The 19,825-nt window shown below is 69.3% G+C and carries 18 protein-coding genes; 13 read left to right on the forward strand and 5 right to left on the reverse strand.

From position 1 onward, the window contains the following. Window positions 1-146: 146 nt before the first annotated feature. On the reverse strand, window positions 147-1,013 hold the full coding sequence (locus ASE43_RS21515) for a hypothetical protein (RefSeq protein WP_157499633.1): 867 nt from the start codon (window positions 1,011-1,013) through the stop codon (window positions 147-149). A 118-nt stretch (window positions 1,014-1,131) separates the two neighbouring features. After that, window positions 1,132-3,489, reverse strand: a complete 2,358-nt coding sequence (locus tag ASE43_RS02625) for a DNA translocase FtsK (protein WP_175489052.1) — start codon at window positions 3,487-3,489, stop codon at window positions 1,132-1,134. 533 nt (window positions 3,490-4,022) lie between these two features. On the opposite strand from ASE43_RS02625, the gene trxB reads away from it, so the two are divergent. From trxB to ASE43_RS02665, 9 genes are all read left to right on the forward strand, one after another. Further along, a complete protein-coding gene (gene trxB, locus ASE43_RS02630) occupies window positions 4,023-4,976 on the forward strand; it encodes a thioredoxin-disulfide reductase (protein WP_056174823.1) in 954 nt (317 codons plus the stop codon). 2 nt (window positions 4,977-4,978) lie between these two features. Continuing rightward, window positions 4,979-5,176 carry a hypothetical protein gene (locus ASE43_RS02635; protein WP_057159372.1) on the forward strand — a complete coding sequence of 66 codons (198 nt, stop codon included), beginning with the start codon at window positions 4,979-4,981 and terminating at the stop codon, window positions 5,174-5,176. After that, window positions 5,173-5,628: a GNAT family N-acetyltransferase gene (locus ASE43_RS02640; RefSeq protein WP_200956229.1), complete on the forward strand. Its 456-nt coding sequence runs from the start codon at window positions 5,173-5,175 to the stop codon at window positions 5,626-5,628. The genes ASE43_RS02635 and ASE43_RS02640 overlap by 4 nt, the downstream gene beginning before the upstream one ends. Next, window positions 5,606-6,772 carry a GNAT family N-acetyltransferase gene (locus ASE43_RS02645; RefSeq protein ID WP_057159374.1) on the forward strand — a complete coding sequence of 389 codons (1,167 nt, stop codon included), beginning with the start codon at window positions 5,606-5,608 and terminating at the stop codon, window positions 6,770-6,772. Before ASE43_RS02640 ends, ASE43_RS02645 begins: the two co-directional genes overlap by 23 nt. Before the next feature lie 160 nt (window positions 6,773-6,932). Continuing rightward, window positions 6,933-7,691, forward strand: a complete 759-nt coding sequence (aat, locus tag ASE43_RS02650; RefSeq protein WP_057159375.1) for a leucyl/phenylalanyl-tRNA--protein transferase — start codon at window positions 6,933-6,935, stop codon at window positions 7,689-7,691. Window positions 7,692-7,778: 87 nt separating this feature from the next. Next, entirely contained in the window at window positions 7,779-7,997 is a 219-nt protein-coding gene (gene infA, locus ASE43_RS02655; protein WP_031372296.1) for a translation initiation factor IF-1, read from the forward strand. 340 nt (window positions 7,998-8,337) lie between these two features. Continuing rightward, window positions 8,338-8,502 (forward strand): hypothetical protein, encoded by a 165-nt coding sequence (locus ASE43_RS21520; protein WP_157489276.1) that lies wholly within the window; start codon window positions 8,338-8,340, stop codon window positions 8,500-8,502. 97 nt (window positions 8,503-8,599) lie between these two features. Next, entirely contained in the window at window positions 8,600-11,458 is a 2,859-nt protein-coding gene (lanM, locus tag ASE43_RS02660) for a type 2 lanthipeptide synthetase LanM (RefSeq protein WP_057159376.1), read from the forward strand. A gap of 644 nt (window positions 11,459-12,102) precedes the next feature. After that, a complete protein-coding gene (locus ASE43_RS02665) occupies window positions 12,103-12,462 on the forward strand; it encodes a DUF6491 family protein (RefSeq protein WP_056174834.1) in 360 nt (119 codons plus the stop codon). 291 nt (window positions 12,463-12,753) lie between these two features. Here the strand turns inward: ASE43_RS02665 and clpA are convergent, their stop codons facing one another. Together clpA and clpS are read right to left on the reverse strand one after the other, a co-directional pair. Then, window positions 12,754-15,036, reverse strand: coding sequence for an ATP-dependent Clp protease ATP-binding subunit ClpA (gene clpA / locus ASE43_RS02670; protein ID WP_056174836.1), 2,283 nt, complete (start codon window positions 15,034-15,036; stop codon window positions 12,754-12,756). A gap of 88 nt (window positions 15,037-15,124) precedes the next feature. Then, complete coding sequence (clpS, locus tag ASE43_RS02675) at window positions 15,125-15,445, reverse strand: ATP-dependent Clp protease adapter ClpS (protein ID WP_056174837.1); 321 nt, start codon at window positions 15,443-15,445, stop codon at window positions 15,125-15,127. A 107-nt stretch (window positions 15,446-15,552) separates the two neighbouring features. On the opposite strand from clpS, the gene ASE43_RS02680 reads away from it, so the two are divergent. The 4 genes from ASE43_RS02680 to hflD are packed head-to-tail and all read left to right on the forward strand — an operon-like array spanning window position 15,553 to window position 18,372. After that, on the forward strand, window positions 15,553-16,074 hold the full coding sequence (locus ASE43_RS02680; protein ID WP_056174839.1) for a YbjN domain-containing protein: 522 nt from the start codon (window positions 15,553-15,555) through the stop codon (window positions 16,072-16,074). Continuing rightward, window positions 16,074-16,553 carry an NUDIX hydrolase gene (locus ASE43_RS02685; RefSeq protein ID WP_057159377.1) on the forward strand — a complete coding sequence of 160 codons (480 nt, stop codon included), beginning with the start codon at window positions 16,074-16,076 and terminating at the stop codon, window positions 16,551-16,553. The genes ASE43_RS02680 and ASE43_RS02685 overlap by 1 nt, the downstream gene beginning before the upstream one ends. Window positions 16,554-16,558: 5 nt before the next feature. Further along, on the forward strand, window positions 16,559-17,743 hold the full coding sequence (gene mnmA / locus ASE43_RS02690) for a tRNA 2-thiouridine(34) synthase MnmA (protein WP_057159378.1): 1,185 nt from the start codon (window positions 16,559-16,561) through the stop codon (window positions 17,741-17,743). Then, window positions 17,740-18,372 (forward strand): high frequency lysogenization protein HflD, encoded by a 633-nt coding sequence (hflD, locus tag ASE43_RS02695; RefSeq protein ID WP_057159379.1) that lies wholly within the window; start codon window positions 17,740-17,742, stop codon window positions 18,370-18,372. The genes mnmA and hflD overlap by 4 nt, the downstream gene beginning before the upstream one ends. An 800-nt stretch (window positions 18,373-19,172) precedes the next feature. Here the strand turns inward: hflD and ASE43_RS02700 are convergent. Continuing rightward, window positions 19,173-19,802, reverse strand: coding sequence for an HAD family hydrolase (locus ASE43_RS02700; RefSeq protein WP_057159380.1), 630 nt, complete (start codon window positions 19,800-19,802; stop codon window positions 19,173-19,175). Window positions 19,803-19,825 lie beyond the last annotated feature (23 nt).

The following is a 19,825-nucleotide window of genomic DNA, read 5'->3' on the forward strand; positions in this document are numbered from 1 at the left end:
TCGATCGCTCCGGAAAGACGTGCTGCGGCGAGTCTGCCGCGAGCAAACTGAATAGGTGCTGCGCAATGCGCCAGTATCGCGCGAAAGCGCGGGCGACGTTCAGTCGCGCGATGGCGGCGTGAGCGCCGCCGCGCGTCGGCGACCGCTCAGAAGCCGCGCAGCGCGCTGCGCTTGATTTCCGATTCGATCTGGCGATGCGGCGAGTTGTTCACGCCCGGCGCGGCCTGCAGGCCGACGCTGGGGAGTTCGTTCTCCAGGTGCTCGCAGCGCCCGGACTCGTCGCAGGAATAGACCTGCGGCGCTGCCGCCACCACGCTGGCGTCGCCGTCGCTGCCGACGGTCACGTAAGCGCCGCCGGCGCGCGGCGCGCGCACTTCGGTCTCGGCGCGGGCGACGGCCGCGGTCGCAAGCGAGGCCCGCTCGGGCTCGGCGTCGGCGTCGGCGGTGGCGGCGATGGACGGCTCGTCCGCACTCAAGGGCGCGATCTCGAGCGCGGCGGCGTCGACGGGGGCCGCCAAGGTGATCGCGGGCGCGCCGCGCGTCGGCGCTGTGGCGGTCGGCATCGTGGCTGCGGGCAAGGCAGCCCCCGCGGCCGGAACGACCGGTGTCCGCGCGATCGTCGCGACCTCGACGCCGGCAAGCGCAGCCGGTGCGGTCGCCGCATCGGCGGGCGCGGCTTGCGATACGGACGGCACGGGAGCCTGCGTTGCCACCGCTGGCGGCGTCGGCGCAATCGCAACGCTTTGCGCTGCGACAAGCGGCGCGGGCCTGGCGACCGTGGGGGGTTCGGGGACGGGAACCACCTCTCGCGCGGCCCCGGCTGCTTGCGGCGTCCGCGCCTTCGGCGCCGGCGACTGCGGCAGGCGTTTGGCCGGATCCTGATCCAGCAACGAAGGCGTCCCGCGCCAGCGCACCCATTCCTGGGCCAGCGCCGGCGGCGAAACGCAGACGATCATCCAGAACGCCGCGATCGCGACGCCCGTCCTGCTCGAATTCCAGGCCATGGCGGCCATCCCCCGAGTCCGAACCGCGTAATCCCCCCCTGCGGTCCAGCTTAGGGCGTCGTTGTGACAGCCGCCAGTCCGGCGCCCGCCGCCCGTCGGCGCCCGGCCCGGTTCCGGCGGCGCGGCCCTATTTCGGCGGCGGCGGCGCCAGCACGCTGCGGTCGCCGTTGTGCTCGGGGGCGGTGACGATGCCGGCCGCCTCCATCGCCTCGATCAGGCGCGCGGCGCGGTTGTAGCCGATCTTGAGCCGGCGCTGCACGCCCGAGATCGAGGCGCGGCGGGTCTCGGTGACGATGCGCACGGCCTCGTCGTAGAGCGGATCGGACTCGTCGCCGCCGCCACCGCTCTCCGGCAGGCCGGTGGCGCCGACCACGATGCCGTCGCCCAGGGTCTGGACCTCATCCAGCACGCCTTCGATGTAGTCCGGCCCGCCGCCGACCTGCTTGAGGTGCTCGACCACGCGGTGCACTTCCTCGTCGGAGACGAAGGCGCCGTGCACGCGCTCGGGCATGGCCGTGCCCGGCGGCAGATAGAGCATGTCGCCGTGGCCCAGCAGGGTCTCGGCGCCGGACTGGTCCAGGATGGTGCGCGAATCGATCTTGCTGGAGACCTGGAAGGCGATGCGGGTCGGAATATTGGCCTTGATCAGGCCGGTGATCACGTCCACCGACGGGCGCTGGGTGGCCAGGATCAAATGGATGCCGGCCGCGCGCGCCTTCTGCGCCAGGCGCGCGATCAGCTCTTCGACCTTCTTGCCGACGATCATCATCATGTCGGCGAATTCGTCGATGAAGATCACGATGAAGGGCAGCGTCTCCAAGGGGCGCGGCGCCTCGCCGAGCTCGGCATTGGGTTTGAACAGCGGATCCATCATCGGCTGGCCCGCTTCCTCGGCATCGCGGACCTTCTTGTTGAAGCCGGCCAGGTTGCGCACGCCGACCATCGACATCAGCTTGTAGCGCCGCTCCATCTCGGCCACGCACCAGCGCAGGCCGTTGGCGGCTTCCTTCATGTCGGTCACCACCGGCGCCAGCAGGTGCGGGATGCCCTGGTAGACCGACAGCTCCAGCATCTTGGGGTCGATCATCAGCATCCGCAGTTCCTTCGCGGAAGCCTTGTACAACAGGCTCAGCACCATCGCGTTGACCGCGACCGACTTGCCCGAGCCGGTGGTGCCGGCGACCAGCAGATGCGGCATGCGCGCCAGGTCGGCCACGGTCGGGCGGCCGGCGATGTCCTTGCCCAGCGCCAGGGTCAGCGGGCTACCGGACTTGTCGTATTCCTTGGAGCGCAGCAGCTCGGACAGGAAGATCATCTCGCGGGTGGTGTTCGGCGTTTCCAGGCCGATCACCGACTTGCCCGGGATCACGTCGACCACGCGCACCGACTTCACCGACAGACCGCGCGCGATGTCCTTGTCCAGCGAACTGATCTGGCTGACCTTGATGCCGGCCGCGGGCTGCACTTCGAAACGGGTGATGACCGGGCCCGGGTAGGCGCCGACCACCTGGGCGTCGATGCGGAAGTCCTTCAGCTTGAACTCGATCTGCCGCGACAGCGTTTCCAGGGTCTCTTCGCTGTAGCCCTTGGGCTGCGGCTTGGGATCGTCGAGCAGGGCCAGCGGCGGAATGCCGGTGCCGTCGCCGACGTGGAACAGCGGAATCTGCTGCTCGCGCTTGGCGCGCTCGCTCTTCTCCACCACCGGCGCCGGCGGCGGCTCGATGCGGACCTTCTCGCGCTTGGCGCGCAGCTCGGTGTCGACCTTGCGCGCTTCCTCGCGCTCTTCGCGGAAGGCGCGGGTCTGCTGCCATTCGGTGGCTTGCTGGCTGCCGCGCCGGAACAGCTTGCTCAGGACCGGCCCCAGCGCCATCGCCCAGCCTCCGATCCTGTCCATCACCGCCAGCCAGGAAATCCCGGTGGCCAGGGTCAGCGAGACCAGCAGCAATGCGAGCAGGAACAGGTTGCCGCCGACCGGGCCGAAGCCCGAGTACAGCGAGCGCCCGACCAACTGGCCGAGGATGCCGCCACTGCCGGCGGAGAAATCGGCGGCCGGGCCGAAGCGCAACTGCAGCAGGCCGGTGGCCGAGACCAGGAAGCCGACGATGCCGACCAGGCGCAGCGCCGGACCGAGGTCGGCGTCGCCATCGCCATCGCTGTCCATGCCGAACAGGGCGATCCAGGCGATCGCGCCCAGCATCAACGGCAGCAGGAAGGCGACGTAGCCGCACAGGTACAACAGCACGTCGGCGGTCCAGGCACCGACGCGGCCGCCCAGGTTGTGCAGCGGCGCGGTGATCGAGCCCGAATGCGACCAGCCCGGGTCCTGCGGCGAAAACGACAGCAGACTGGCCAGCAGATACAGCAGCAGCGGCGCGATCAGGATCAGCGCGATATCGCGCACCAGCCGCTGCCGGCGCGGCGAAGGCGGCGCCTTTTCCTTGGCCGGAGCGGCCTTCTTGCGGCTTGCGGAGGGAGCTTGCGCCACCGTGATGTTCTGCCTGAGCTAGATACCGTTAGTTATTGAATATACGGCGGAACAAACTGAATTAACAGCCAATTCACAGCAAGATCCCCGCCGTGGCGGGGATCCGCGGACGCCGCGGGCGTCTCGCCGTCGTCCCGGCGGGACGGCGGCCGGACCGGCCTGCGTCGCGGCAGGCCAGGACGCCACGTTACAGCTTCATGCCGCGTCGCGCAGGATCGCCGCACGGATCGTCCGGGCCGCGCGCCCTGCTCCGCCTCGGCCGACGCCTGCGCGTCATCGCCCGCGACGTTCGCGGCGCAGGCCTGGTTGATCGGCTCCATGGCGCCGATGGATGTTCAACGCGCTCCGACCGCGATCGCGCCGCAATGGCGTGGATCGCGGGCCATGCAACGTTGCGTCCGCGGCGCGTGCCTTGTGTTGCCGGGACGCCGCCGCCAAGCTATGTGGCCACCGCATCTTCGCCGCGCCAGCATCGGCTCGCGCGACGGAGACACATCGCGCCCAGGCGCGTCCTCATAGCCCGCGATCCCTACATGACCCCTTCGAAGCACTCCCGCGTCGTCATCCTCGGTTCCGGCCCCGCCGGCTGGACCGCCGCCGTCTACGCCGCCCGCGCCAATCTCAAGCCGCTGGTCATCACCGGCCTGCAGCAGGGCGGTCAGCTGATGACCACGACCGAGGTCGACAACTGGCCGGGCGACGCCCACGGCCTGATGGGGCCGGACCTGATGACGCGCATGCAGGCGCATGCCGAACGCTTCGATACCGAGGTGGTGTTCGACCATATCCACAGCGCCGATCTGTCCAAGCGCCCGTTCCGCCTCACCGGCGACAGCGGCGAGTACACCGCCGACGCCCTGATCATCGCCACCGGCGCCACCGCCAAGTACCTGGGCCTGCCCTCGGAAGAGGAATACAAGGGCCGCGGCGTGTCCGCCTGCGCCACCTGCGACGGCTTCTTCTACAAGGACCAGGACGTGGCGGTGATCGGCGGCGGCAACACCGCGGTCGAGGAAGCGCTGTACCTGTCCAACATCGCGCGCAAGGTCTACCTGGTCCACCGCCGCGACACCCTGCGCGCCGAAAAGATCATGCAGGACAAGCTGCACGCCAAGATCCAGGCCGGCAAGATCGAGCCGGTGTGGCACCACGTGGTCGAGGAAGTGCTGGGCAACGACGCCGGCGTGACCGGCCTGCGGGTGAAGTCGGTGCAGGACGACTCGGTGCGCGAGCTGGCGATCCACGGCTTCTTCGTCGCCATCGGCCACACCCCGAACACCACCCTGTTCGAAGGCCAGTTGGACATGAAGAACGGCTACCTGACCATCAAGACCGGCCTGGACGGCAACGCCACCCAGACCTCGGTCGAGGGCGTGTTCGCCGCCGGCGACGTCGCCGATCAGGTCTACCGTCAGGCCATCACCTCCGCCGGCTTCGGCTGCATGGCCGCCCTGGACGCCGAGAAGTTCCTCGACAAGGACGCCTGAGCGTGCGCGACGCGCTCGCGGCGGCATCGCTGATGGTGGCGCTGGCGATCGCGCCCGCGGCGGCCGCGCGCGAGCCGGGCATGTTCTGCCTGGACCGAACCGAGCTGGCCGCCGAACGCAAGAACGCCAGCGGCCCGGCGCAGCAGTACATCTTCAGCGAGACCGCCGGCATGGGCATTCCGTTCTCGATCAAGCGCTGATGACCGCACCCGCCTCTTCGCTGCAGATCCGCGACGACCGCGACGGCCCCTGCTCGGAGCAGGACTTCGCGCGTATCCACGACTTCATCGGACAGTCCTACTGGGCCGCCGGCATTCCCGCCGACACCCTGCGTCGCGCGCTCGATCATTCGCTGTGCTATCGCGGCTATGTCGACGGCGAACTGGTCGCGTTCGCGCGCGCGGTCACCGACCAGGCCACCTTCGCCTACCTCGCCGACGTGTTCGTGCTGCCCGCGCATCGCAGCCGCGGCCACGCCCGCGCGCTGGTGGGCGCGCTGATGGACGACGCGCGCGTGCAAGGCCTGCGCCGCTGGCACCTGGTCACCCGCGACATGCAACGCCTGTACGCGGGGCTGGGTTTTCAAGCCTTGAGCCAGCCCGAGTACCACATGCAGCGTCACGATCCCGATGTCTACCGACGCGGCGACTGAGCCGGTCCGCGCGCGCCTGCTGGAGGACCTGTCGGAGCTGGCGCCCGCACAGTGGGACGCGCTCCACGACGGCCGCAATCCCTTCGTCGCGCATGCCTTCCTGTCCGGCCTGGAGCGGCACGGCTGCTTGCGCGAAGAATGGGGCTGGCGGCCCCAGCACCTCACGCTGTGGCGCGGCGACCAGCTGATCGCGGCGGCACCCGCCTATCTCAAGGACAACTCGCACGGCGAGTTCGTGTTCGACCACGCCTGGGCACATGCCTACGCGCAACACGGGCTGGACTATTTCCCCAAGTGGCTGTGCGCGGTGCCCTACTCGCCGGTGACCGGCCCGCGCCTGCTCGCGCACGAGCCCGCCGACCGCCGCCTGCTGGTCGAGGCCATGAGCGCGCTGGCCGAACGCCTGGCGCTGTCATCGGCGCATGTGAACTTCCACGGCGAGGGTGAGGACGCACTGTTCGGCGACGACTGGCTCGCGCGCAGCGACGTCCAGTATCACTGGCGAAATCCCGCCGGCGCCGACGGTCCGGCCTGGCGCGATTTCGAAGCCTTCCTGGCCGCGTTCGACCACAAGCACCGCAAGAACATCCGCCAGGAGCGCGCCAAGGTCGCGCGCGCCGGGGTGCGCTTCCGCACCGTCGAAGGCGTCGACGCCAGCGACGCCGATCTGGCGCTGATGCACGGCTTCTATCTGCGCACCTTCGCCGATTACGGCAACCATCCCGCGCTGACCCTGGACTTCCTGCGCCACCTGGCGCGCGAGTTGCCACGCGCGCTGGTGATATTTCTGGCCGAGCTGGACGGCCGCGCCATCGCCGGCGCGTTGTGCCTGCGCGGCGGCGATACCCTCTACGGCCGCTACTGGGGCGCCGAGACCGCCCTGCCCGGTCTGCATTTCGAGACCTGCTACTACCAGGGCATCGACTACTGCCTGCGCGAAGGCCTCAGCCGCTTCGAGCCCGGCGCCCAGGGCGAGCACAAACTCGCGCGCGGCTTCCTGCCCACCTTCGTGCGCAGCCGCCACTGGATCGCCCACGAAGGCTTCCGCGCCGCGCTCGCGCCCTGGTGCCGCGACGAACGCGCATCGATCCGCGACTACGCCCGCACCTTGGCCGAGCACAGCCCGTTCAAGCAGGCCGACTGAGACGCCTTGCCCTTCCTTGCTGTACCTCTGTGGCCTCCCTCCTTTGTCGCAGGGTGAGCACTGCGTTCAAGACCGGCCGGGCTGGGGAGCATGCGCTTTCGATCCGCCGCGCCCCGCACCAGCCCTGCAGCCGTACGCCAACTCGGCGATCATGCCCGCGATGAGTCCCCTGCCCACGCTGCTGTCGGCCGATCCCGAGTCCCCGTTCCCGCCCGCCGAGCGCGCCCTGCGCCGGCCGGAGGGTCTGCTCGCGGCGGGCGGCGACCTGACACCGACGCGGCTGCTCAACGCCTATCGGCACGGCATCTTCCCCTGGTACGCCGAAGGCCAGCCCCTGCTGTGGTGGTGCCCCGACCCGCGCACGGTGTTCCGCAGCGACGGCGTGCGCCTGTCCTCGAAGTTCCGTCGCCAACTGCGCCGCAGCGCCTGGCGCCTGCGCGCCGACACCGCCTTCGCCGAGGTCGTCGACGCTTGCGCGCACATGCCGCGCCCCGGCCAGGACGGCACCTGGATCACCGACGAAATGCGCGCGGCCTATCTGCAGCTGCACCGGCTGGGCCATGCGCATTCGGTCGAGGTCTACGACGGCGAGCGCCTGGTCGGCGGCATCTACGGCGTGGCGATCGGACGCATGTTCTTCGGCGAGTCCATGGTCTCGCTGCAGTCGGGCGGCTCCAAGGTCGCCCTGGCGGGACTGGCGCGGCGTCTGCACGCCTGGGGCTGGCCGCTGCTGGACGCCCAGGTCGAGAACGAGCACCTGCTGAGCCTGGGCGCGCAACTCTGGCCGCGCACGCGCTTCCTGGCGGCGGTGGCCGAACTCAGCGCCGCCGACGCCGCGCCCGGCCCCTGGACCGCGGCCTTCGGCGATCGCCCCGCCAGCGAGTTGGCCGACGCGGCCGGGGATTGCGGCGCCGATTAACGCTATTTTTGCGTCGATGCGCCAGGCGTGGCACAATGCCGGGCTTCGCGGGCGCGAAACGCCCGTTCTTCCTCATTCAGGAAACACATGGCAAAAGATGACGTGATCGAATTCGAGGGCACGGTGGCGGAAACCCTTCCGAACACCATGTTCCGCGTGCGCCTCGAAAACGGGCACGAGATCATCGCCCACATTTCGGGACGGATGCGCAAGAACTACATCCGCATCCTGACCGGCGACAAGGTCAAGGTCGAAATGACGCCTTACGACCTGACCAAGGGACGCATCACCTACCGCATGAAGTAAGTGCGGTTGCGAGCAGCGATCAGAAAAAGCGGCCCATGGCCGCTTTTTTCGTTTCGGCCCTCCCGCCATGTTCCCGGCGCCAGCGTTATACGCTGAGGATGTGCCTAACGGCATAAACAACCCTAACGCGTAGCGCCCGCCTCGGCTTACGGCGCAAATGCCGCGCATAGGCAGTCGCGCGCGCGCATTCGGCTGTGCTACGTTCGGGATAAGGCCATTTCCGCATTGGAAATCCGATCCCTGTGCGAGTCAGGGCGCACGCACAAGGAGGGTGCTCGGAACGCGCCCATTCCGGAACGCCGCCAAGCGCGCGGCGCTCCGCTGCCAAGGAGGAACGCACATGCCTGCACGGATCCCCGAAGACGTCATGAACCGGCTGATGATCGAAAGCGTCGGCGATGTCGAGTTGAAGGACGAAAAGCTGGTCGACCAGACCGCGAATCTTCGCTCCCCGGTCGACACCGTACGTTGCACCTGCATGATCGGCGCCGACTACTTCGGTTGACGCACCCACGATCCGGGTCGCCGCGACGCGGCCCGGATCGCTACCAGGACCGCCCGCACCCACGCGCATCGGCGCGGGCAACGGCCTAGGACCACGGATGTCCGAACCCGATCCGCCTGCCATCGAGCTGGACGACTACACGCCTTTCGAGGCCGGTCTGCTGCCCTTGCTGGAATGGGCCCGGCCGCTACTCGCGCCGCCGCAACGGCGGTTGAGCGCGCTGCTGCGCCGGTTGCGGCGCGAAGCCAAGGCCCGCGAATTCGACCTGGTCGGTTTCCAGGACTCCGTCGCACGCGCGCTGGACAGGACCGCGCTGCGCTGGAGCTACCGCTGCCTGCTGCTGGAACTGCGCATCGCCCGGCACCAGCAACGCCTGCGCGGCGCGACGCCGCAGGAACGCCACGCCGATTTCCTGCGCTGGATCGGTAGCGCGGCCGGAAGGCGGCAGGTCCATGCGCGCTATCCGCTGCTACGCGCCGATGTCGAACGGCAGGTCGCCCAGAGCGAGCGCTTCCTGGCCGAGTTCCTGCAACGCCTTGCCGGCGACCGCGCACCGCTGGGCCGGCTGTTCGCCGGATGCGACCTGGGTGCCGCCATCGGATTCCGCACCGGGCTGGGCGACCCGCACGACCACGGGCGCAGCGTGGTGCGGCTGCGTTTCGAACATGGCTGCGCGTATTACAAGCCGCGCAGCTTCGCGGCGGATGTCGCTTATGCGGATTTCCTCGCCGACCTGGCCCGGCACGGCATCGCGCCTGCGCAGCGCTCGGTCGCGGTAGCGGACCTGGGCCGCCACGGCTACGCCGCCGAGGCCGTGCACGCGCCGATCGCCGATCGCCAGGACGCCGTCCAGTACTACCGGCGCTACGGCGGCCTCGTCGCGATCGCGCAATTGCTGGCGATCTCGGACCTGCACTACGAAAACCTGATCGCCAGCGGCGCCTATCCGGTCGCGATCGACCTGGAAACCCTGTTCCAGCCGCGCCTGGGTGCGCGCCACGGCGGCCGCATCCGCTACGACGTTTATGGCGCCTCGGTGCTGTTCTCCAATCTAGTGCCGCGCGCACGCGACGCCGCCGATGAGCACGATCTGAGCGGCTTGGCGTTCGCGCTGCACACCGTGACCTCGCGCGTGCCGGTGGACCCGGGCACCGATACGCTGCGTCTGGACGAGGTCGAAACGGTCACCGCGCACGGCCAGAACCTGCCGCGCTTCAACGACGGCACCCGCGCCCTGCCCCAGGACCACATCGCCGACATCGTCGCCGGCTTCGAACAGACCTACCTCGGCCTGCTTGCGATCAAGCCGGCGCTGCTGGCGCCGGACGGCCCGCTGTCCCGGTTCCGGCATGCACGCATGCGCCTGTTGCTGCGCTCGACTCATATCTACGGTCGCCTGCTCTCGGCGATGTCGCACCCCAAGTTCATGGGCTCGTCGGCCGCGCGCGAGGACGTGCTGGCCCGCCTGCGCCTGGGCGAGCGGCAGTGGCCGTTCCTGGCCCAGTCGCACGGCTCCGAGCGCGAGGCCTTGCTGCGCGGCGACGTGCCGCGCTTTTCGATGACGGTCGACGGCACCGACGCGATCGACGAGCTCGGCCGCCGAATCGGCCGCACCCACGCGCGCTCGGGATGGGCGGAGGTGCGCCGTCGTTTGCGCGAGTGGTCGCCGCGCGATCTGCAGCGTCAACGCTACGTGCTCGCACAGGCGCTGGAATGCATGCGCGCGGACGCGGTCGTGGCGCCGTCGTCGCGATCGCGCGTGCGCGAGACTTTGCCGCCGCCGCCCTCGCCAGTCGAGTTTCGCAGCGCGGCGGCGGCCATCGGCGATCGCCTGCTGGCCCTGGCCTTTCGCGATGGCCGCGGCTCGGCCTATCTGCAGGTCGAGTACGACCAGGCCGACCGCCCCGCGATACGGCCCATGGGCCTGGGGCTGTACGAAGGCCTGTGCGGGCTGGCGCTGAGCTTCGCCGAACTCGGCCGTCAGTGCCGGCAACCGCGTTACCTGCGCGCGGCCGAGGCCGCGCTGCAGTCGATCCGCCGACGCCTGCGCGACGAGCCCGAAGCGCTGGCCTCGATCGGCCTGTACACCGGCACGGCCGGCTGGATCCACACCCAGTTGCAGTTGGGCCTGAGCTGGCGCCGCCGCTCCTTGCTGCGCGACGCCGTCGCCAGCGCGACGGGCTTGCGCGAACGCATCGCTCAAGACCGCGAACTCGACCTGATCGGCGGCGCCGCCGGCTGCCTGCTGACGCTGATGCGCCTGGACGACGCCTGCCCCGACCCGGGCCTCGCAGCGCTGGCACAGGTCTGCGCCGAACACCTCGCCGCGTCCGCAACCATCGAAGGCCGCGACGCCTATTGGCTGAGCCTGGGCGCGCCCGAGGTCCCGTTCTGCGGCTATGCCCACGGCAGCGCGGGCATAGCCGCCGCCCTGTCCGTCCACGCCCGCCGCAGCGGCCAGCGACAATTTCAAGCGCTGGCCGAGCGGGCCCTGCGCTTCGAACGTCGCCGCAGCCGTCTCGGCGCGGATGCCTCGACGCAGGCGGATCCGGCGTCCTGGTGCCACGGCGCCAGCGGCCGCGGCATGTCGCGCCTGCTGCTGGCGCGGACGCTGCCGCAGCCCCCTGTCGAAGCCGAGCTCGACGCCTGCCTGGCCACGGTCGAACGCACCGGCCTGAGCGGCAGTCACTGCCTTTGCCACGGCCAGCTCGGTCAGCTGGATTTCATGCTGCAACTCGCGTTGCATCGCGGCGATCGCGATTTGCTGCGACGCTGCCGCAGCTATGGCGGACGGATCCTGCAGCAAGGCCGGCAGCGCTGGCGTTGCGGCGTGAATCAACCAGGCCAGGAGCCGCTGGGCCTGATGATCGGTCTATCCGGCATCGCCTACGGCCTGCTGCGCCTGGCCGACCCGAGGCGCACGCCCTCTGTGTTGAATCCGGGCTGGGCGCAATGAGCCGGCGCGGACCGCACCCGCCTGCGGGGCCCTGAAAGCGGCGCAGCGCGAGCACAGGACCGGGGATTGAGGTGCGTCCGGATGCGAGGATGTTGGCGACCTGGCGGCGATGCCGTCGCCGCATGCGCAGCGACGAGAGCAAGCCGGTGGCCACACGACACCAACGGCAGGGCCGCGATGGACGGGGCCTGGAGGTACCCGACGCCAGCGTCCGCTACAGCGCGCTCGATGGCGGTTCCTGCGAGATTCGAGCGAGCCCACGCATCGACTGCGACCCAATCGCGCGCTCGCGCATCCATATCCGCATGCCGTAGTCCAAGCGACGTGCGGCGACGAGCGATCGTCCGTTAGGAAGATCGTCGCGATAGCTCGCGCCCTGCGCACAAGCCCCGCCGATGCGACGCAGGACCGAGGGATTCGTCGGCGTCTGCGGCGATTCGCGCCGGTCGCGGCCCGAATCGTCGCAAACGCCTTGCGCCGCAAAGGACGGCACGCAGCATAGGCACCGTCATACGCGTTTCGTTCGGAATCGGACATAGGCCGATGTTCACGGTGCCGGAGGTCAGGGCGACTTCCTCCAGATTCGGCACGAACCGCGCATCACTACTTTAATCACGCCCCGTTCCCAAACCAGGAGAGATGCCATGCGCCACACCCACCGAATCACCCTGTTGCTCGCGCTCGGCCTGTGCGCCGCCAGCGCGCAAGCCGTCGCCGGCGAAGCCATCCAGGAATGCGTGGAGCTCAGCGGCTCGCAGCAGGTATCGCGCTTCGGCACCCAGTACGTGCTGGTCGCCGACGGCGACGCCTATTACCGCCTCAGCGTCTCCAGCTCCTGCGACGGCCTGCAAATGGCAACCCGCTTCGATCTCTCCGCCGACGGCCAGAGCGGCCGCATCTGCCCCAGCGGCACCCGCGTCAAGCTCAACAAGGACGACTGCAAGGTCAGCGCGGTCGAGCGCATCGACGAGACCGCGTACGCGCGCTACAACAAGCGCCGCTGAGCGCGGCCGAACGAGTCGCGAGCCGTGTTGCGTCGTAGGGTGCGGTGAGCGAACGCGTCGGCGGGCCCCCGCCTTCGCCCCCTCCTTTGAAAAAGGAGGGTTGGGGAGGATTTGCTCCTCCTCGCTACGCGACAATCCACCCGCGAGAGGACCGGCACGCGGCGAAGCGGGCTGGAGTAGCGCCGCGATCGGCCGTCATAGCGTAACGAGAGACCCAAACCAAAACAGGCGGCCATCCGGCCGCCTGTTTCGTATCGCCTGACACCGCGCGAACACCGCGGCGCCGTCGGATCACACCGTGACCGGCAACAGCTTCTCCGGCTCGGCCTGGGCCTCGACCACCAGCTCGTCGTCCTTGACGTCGATGCTGACGCGGCCGCCGCCGATCAACTTGCCGAACAGCAACTCGTCCGCGAGCGGGCGCTTGATCTTGTCCTGGATCACGCGCGCCATCGGACGCGCGCCCATCAGCGGATCGAAGCCGTGCTGGGCCAGCCAGTCGCGCGCGGTCGGGGTCGCGCTGAGGGTGACGTTCTTCTCGTGCAACTGCGCTTCCAGCTCGATCAGGAACTTGTCTACCACGCGCAGGATGTGATCGAAGCCCAGCGCCTGGAACTGCACCACCGCATCGAGGCGGTTGCGGAATTCCGGGGTGAAGCTGCGACGGATCACTTCCATGGCGTCGGTCGAATGGTCCTGCTGGGTGAAGCCGATCGTGCGCCGCGCCGCCTGCGCCGCGCCGGCGTTGGTGGTCATCACCAGGATCACGTTCTTGAAGTTGGCCTCGCGACCGTTGGTGTCGGTCAGGGTGCCGCGGTCCATGACCTGCAACAGGATGTTGAAGATGTCCGGATGCGCCTTCTCGACCTCGTCCAGCAGCAGCACGCAGTGCGGGGTCTTGACGATCTTCTCGGTCAGCAGGCCGCCCTGGTCGAAGCCGACGTAGCCCGGAGGCGCGCCGATCAGGCGGCTGACCGAATGCGGCTCCATGTACTCGGACATGTCGAAGCGCACCAGCTCGATGCCCAGCTGCAGCGCGAGCTGCTTGGTGACCTCGGTCTTGCCCACGCCGGTCGGGCCGGCGAACAGGAAGTTGCCGATCGGCTTGTCCGGATTGCCCAGCCCCGAACGCGCGAGCTTGATCGCCGCGGTCAGGGTGTCGATGGCCGGATCCTGGCCGAAGATCACCATCTTGAGGTTGCGCTCGAGGTTGCGCAGCACGTCCTTGTCGCTGGCCGAGACCTGCTTGGTCGGGATGCGCGCCATCTTGGCCACGATGGTCTCGATCTCTTCGATGTCGATCAGGCTCTTGCGCACGTTCTCGGGCAGCAGGCGCTGGCGCGCGCCGGCCTCGTCGATCACGTCGATGGCCTTGTCCGGCAGCAGGCGGTCGCCGATGTGCTTGACCGACAGATCCACCGCCGCCTGCAGCGCCTCGTCGGCGTAGGTCACGCCGTGGTGCGCCTCGTACTTGGGCTTGAGGCCCTGCAGGATCTCGAAGGTCTCGCCCACGGTCGGCTCGACGATGTCGATCTTCTGGAAGCGCCGCGCCAACGCGCGGTCCTTCTCGAAGATGCCGCGGTATTCCTGGAACGTGGTCGAACCGATGCAGCGCAGCTCGCCCGAGGACAGCGCCGGCTTGATCAGGTTGCTGGCGTCCATGGTGCCGCCGCTGGCGGAACCGGCACCGATGATGGTGTGGATCTCGTCGATGAACAGCACCGCGTCGGGCAGCTTCTTGAGCTGCGCCAGCACCGCCTTGAGGCGCTTTTCGAAGTCGCCGCGGTACTTGGTGCCGGCCACCAGCGCGCCCAGGTCCAGGGCGTAGATGGTCGCGTTCTCCAGCACCATCGGCACGTCGCCGTCGACGATGCGCTTGGCCAGGCCTTCGGCGATCGCGGTCTTGCCCACGCCGGCCTCGCCGACGTACAGCGGGTTGTTCTTGCGCCGGCGGCATAGCACCTGGATGGTGCGCTCGACCTCGTCGGCGCGCCCGACCAGGGGGTCGATGCGGCCGTCGCGAGCGAGCTGGTTGAGGTTGACCGCGAACTCGGCCAGGGCGTCGGACTTGCCCTCGCCCTCGCCGCCCTCGGCCGGCTTGGCTTCGCCGTCCTCGTGCTGGCCGCCCGCGTCCTCGGCGCCGTGCTTGGCGATGCCGTGCGACAGGTAATTGACCACGTCCAGGCGGGCCACGTCCTGCTGGTTGAGGAAGTAGACCGCGTGCGAGTCCTTCTCGCCGAAGATCGCCACCAGCACGTTGGCGCCGGTGACCTCCTTCTTGCCCGAGGACTGGACGTGGTAGACCGCGCGCTGCAGCACGCGCTGGAAGCCCAGGGTGGGCTGGGTATCGCGATCGACGTCCTCGGGCAGCACCGAGACTGAGGTCGCGATGGCCTGTTCGAGGTCGCTGCGCAGTCGCGCGAAGTCGGCGCCGCAGGCCTTGAGCACGCCCTCGGCGGAGGGATTGTCCAAAAGCGCCAGCAGCAGGTGTTCGACCGTCATGTACTCGTGGCGCGCCTCGCGGGCGCGCTTGTAGCACTGGCCGATGCTGTATTCGAGATCCTTGCTGAACATGGGAGGGGGCCTCCAGTACGTATGCACCCTTGATTGGGGCCGGCCGGCGGTTTTTCCATCCCCGTCGTCGCGGAGCTACAGCAGAGTTCTAAGCCTTTTCCATCGTGCACAGCAAGGGGTGCTGGTGCAGCCTTGAAAATTCGTTCACTTGCGCCACCTTGGACTCGGCGACTTCGCGCGTGAAGACGCCGCAGACGCCGCGGCCGCGGGTGTGCACATGGAGCATGATCTGGGTCGCTTTCTCGGCATTCATGGGGAAAAAGCGCATCAGCACCTCCACCACGAAGTCCATCGGGGTGTAGTCGTCGTTCAGCAACAGCACGGAGTACAGCGGCGGCCGGGCGACTTCCGGCTTCCCGGTCTCCACCATGACGCCGTGGCTGTGTTCGTGATCGGTTTGTTTGGGCATACGCAAATTATACGGCCGGCAGGCCGCGAGCCGTGGACGCCCGAGAGCGCGGCAAGCAAAATGGCGGCTTCCGCCCCATCCCAACCTCCCAAGTGAAAGGAATCCCGATGCGCCTTACCGCCCTGGCCCTACCCGCCGCGCTGGCCGCCGCCCTGCTGCTGCCCGCCGCCGCCCAGGCCGCCAGCAACAAGGCCCAGGCCGACGAGGCCAAGCACTCGACCGCCGCCGACCCGCGCATCGCCAAGCAGTTGGACGGCTTGGGGTACAAGTACGAAGTGGACGAGGACGGCGACTACAAGTTGACCTTCGAGATGGACGACGACCGCAGCCAGCTGGGTTTCGTGATCTCGCGCACCGAGAGCTACGGCAAGCACAAGGTCCGCGAAGTCTGGGCCCCGGCCTACCGCGCCGAGGGCGACGCCTTCCCGGCCGAGCTGGCCAACAAGCTGCTCGAGGACAGCCAGTCCAGCAAGATGGGCGGCTGGGTCAAGCAGGGCAACATGGCCGTGTTCGTGGTCAAGCTGCGCGCCGACGCGCCGGCCGAGGAGCTCGATGACGCTCTGGACTACGCCCTGCGCGCGGCCGACCTGATGGAATCCGAGCTGACCCCGGGCAAGGACGAGTTCTGATGAGCTACCGCGAGGGCCGCTTCTGGCAGCCGGACGTCACCGTGGCCACGGTGGTGGTCGACGGCGGGCGGCTGCTCGTGGTCGAGGAGACGGTCGGCGGGCGCCTGGTGATCAACCAGCCTGCCGGCCATCTCGAGCCCGACGAGAGCCTGGTCGACGCCGCCCTGCGCGAAACCCGCGAGGAAACCGGCTGGGACGTGCGCCTGACCGGCTTCGTCGGTGCCTACCAGTGGAAAGCACCGTTGCAGCCCGACGGCAGTGGCGGCCGCCACTACCTGCGCTTCGCCTTCGCCGCGGTGCCGGTGGTGCACGACCCGAACCGGCGCCTGGACGAAGGCATCGTGCGCGCCCTTTGGCTGACCCCGGACGAGCTGCAGGCCGAGTCCGCGCGCCACCGCAGCCCCCTGGTCTGGCGCACCGCCAGCGATTTCCTGGCCGGGCGCCGCCACCCGCTGGACCTGATGCAGCACCTGGATTGAACGCAGTGGCTTCGCTACGCACCGTGGTGGGCATGTCCGGCGGCGTCGATTCGTCGGTCGCCGCGCTGCGCCTGCGCGATGCCGGCGAGCCTATCGCGGGCTTGTTCATGCAGAACTGGGCCGATGACGATGCGCAGGACAGCGCGAGTGCCGCTGAAGGCAGGAAGCCGAAAGCGGCCGGCAAGAGCGACTGCCGGGCCGAGGACGACCGCCGCGACGCGGTCGCGGTCTGCGGCCGGCTCGGCCTGCCCATCCACTTCCGCGATTTCTCCAGCCAGTACTGGGACGGCGTGTTCACCCACTTCCTGGCCGAATACGCGGCCGGCCGCACGCCCAACCCGGACGTGCTGTGCAACCGCGAAATCAAGTTCAAGCACTTCCTGGACGCCGCCCACGAGCTGGGCGCCGAATTCATCGCCACCGGTCACTACGCGCGGGTCGAGCGCGTCGGCGGCCGCCAGCGCCTGCTGCGCGCAGCCGACCGCGGCAAGGACCAGAGCTATTTCCTGCACCAGCTCGGCCAAACCCAGCTGGCGTCCACCCTGTTCCCGCTGGGCGACCTGATCAAGCGCGACGTGCGCCAGATGGCCCAGGACGCCGGCCTGCCGACCGCGGCCAAGAAGGACTCGACCGGCATCTGCTTCATCGGCGAGCGCGACTTCCGCGAGTTCCTGTCGCGCTACCTGCCCGCGCGCGAAGGCGAGATCCGCGCCGTCGACGGCGAGCGCGCCGACGGCCGCGCGATCGGCCGCCACGCCGGCGTGTTCTATTTCACCCTCGGCCAGCGCGAAGGCCTCAATATCGGCGGCGTGCGCGGCTACGAGGCGGCGCCCTGGTACGTGGTCGGCAAGGACGTCGCCCGCAACGTGCTGTACGTGGACCAGGGCAGCGACAGCCCCTGGCTGCGTTCGCAGGCGCTGTGGTCGGAAACCGCGCACTGGATCGACGGCGCGCCGCCCGCGCGGCGCTTCGCCTGCAGCGCGCAAACCCGCTACCGCCAGCCGGACGAGGCCTGCGAGGTCGAAGTGCTGGACGACGGCCGCCTGCAGGTGCGCTTCGCGCGCCCGCAACGCGCGGTCACCCCCGGTCAATCGCTGGTGCTGTACGACGGCGAGGTCTGTCTGGGCGGCGCCGTGATCGCCGCCACCGACGCGCCGCTGGAACAACATTTGAAGGTCAATGCCGCATGAGCTCCACCGCCTCCCCCGCTGCCTCGGCGATTTCCGAGCGCGTGCTCGCCCTCGCCGGCCTGGTCCAGGCCCTGGCCCAGGTCCGCCGCATCGCCGACACCGGCCAGGCCAACGCCGCGGTGCTGGGCACGGCGCTGGACTCGGTGTTCCGCATCGACGCCGCCTCGCCCGCCCAGGTCTACGGCGGCACCGAGGCCCTGCGCCCCGGCCTGGTGCTGCTGCGCGACTACTTCGTCAACGACACCAAGGACGAGCAACTGCCGCGCCTGGCGATGGCGGTGATGCAGCTGGAGCGCCGTTTCGTGCGCGACTCGGCCATGGCCGAACGCGTCCAGGCCGGCATCCGCGCCCAGTCCGGCGCCGCCGAACGTCTGGGCAGCGCGCATCCGGACGTACTGGCCGCGCTGGGCGGGCTGTACGCCGAAACCCTGAGCCACCTGCGCCCGCGCGTGCTGGTGCAGGGCAACCCGCATTACCTTGGCCAGGCCAACGTGGTCGCGGAAGTGCGCGCGGTGCTCCTGGCGGCAGTGCGCTCGGCGGTGTTGTGGCGTCAGCTGGGCGGCAGCTTGTGGGACTTCCTGCTGCGCCGGCGCGACATGATCGCGGCGCTCCACGCCTATCTCGACTAGCTCGAAGCCGCCCGGCGGTGAGCCGCAGGCAGCCCCCGTAGGTGCGGTAAGCCCTAGGTGCACCGCATCGGCGCCATCGAAACGGCCGCGACGCCGAGGGCAATGCGTAAAGATGGCGATAGCGCGCCAGGGCGCGCCCAATCGATAGGTCCGTAGGATGCGGTAAGCCCTAGGCGCACCGCATCGGCGCCATCGAACGGCCGCGACGCCGAGGGCGACGCGTAACGATGGCCAAAGTGCGCCAGGGCGCCCCTATCGACAGAGCAGCTTAGAGCGTGCTGCCGCCGTGGGCCCAGGCCCAGGCTACCGCCGCGATCAGGACCAGGCCCAAGGTCCAGCGCAGAGCACGGTCCAGCCGGTCGGCTCGAAGCGATTTAACGGATTTCATTGCATTCCCCCTGCGCGTGCAATCACACACCAGCACGCGTTTTGCATCTGCGAATGCCGTCACGTCGCCGTGCAGCGCAGCGCCGCGGAATGCGACCTGCTTCGCGTCTTCGCATCGCGGTCCTGCGACGATGCGTCCTGCCTATGAAGAATACGCCGCGCACTTGAAACGCCGGCCAAATCCGGCGGGCTCCAGGCTCGCGAAGATGGCGATGCATTCATCGCGATACAGGCAAAGGCAACGCCAGCCGGCCACCGGAGTAGCCCGACGTACGATGTGGTGAGCGCAGCGAACCGCATCGCCACGCACCGCCAACTGCGGCCCGTCCCGGCTCGCCCCGGACACGAACACCGCCATGCGAGCGCAGCAATGGGCTATTCCGACGCAGGAACGGGCTCGCATCTCCTGCGGTTCACGGGACGTCCAGCGCCTCCAACACCCCGCCGAGGTCGGAAATCGGGTCGGCCGCCTCATCGCCCAGCCTCGCCCCCTCGCGCCGCAGCAGCAGGCTACGCATGCCGAACCGGCGCGGGCCGTGCAGATCGGCTTCGGGCGTATCGCCCACCATCAGCACCTGCGCGGGCTCACAGCCCAGCTCGCGGCAGACGTGGGCATAAATGGCCGGTTCGGGCTTGATCGCGCCGACCTCGAAGCTCCAGGCGTAGGCGTCCAAGGGCGGCAGCAGAGCCAGCACCGGCGCCGCATAGGGCGCGGCCAGGTTGGAGCACAGGCCGAGCTTGAGGCCCCGCCCGGCCAGGGCCTGCAGCACGCCCAGGGTGTCGGGGAACAGGCGCACCGATGCTAGTTCGGCTTGCAGCTCGCCCTCCAGCGCGGCCAGCTCCGACGCGGAAAGATCGGCCCCGAGCAGCGCCGCGGCGTCAGCCAGGTCGAGCCGCCGGCTCATGATCGTAGCGGCGTCGCCGGCCTGTCGCGCCCGCCCGGCCGCCTCCATGCGCGCCAGCAACGCCCGGAACGGCGCGCGCCGTTCGCCGATGCGCACCAAGGTGCCGTACACGTCGAACACCACCGCCCGTATCGTCATCGCAAATCCGCCTGAAACCGGAA

It is taken from the genome of Lysobacter sp. Root983 (genome assembly GCF_001429345.1).
Lineage (GTDB): Bacteria > Pseudomonadota > Gammaproteobacteria > Xanthomonadales > Xanthomonadaceae > Lysobacter.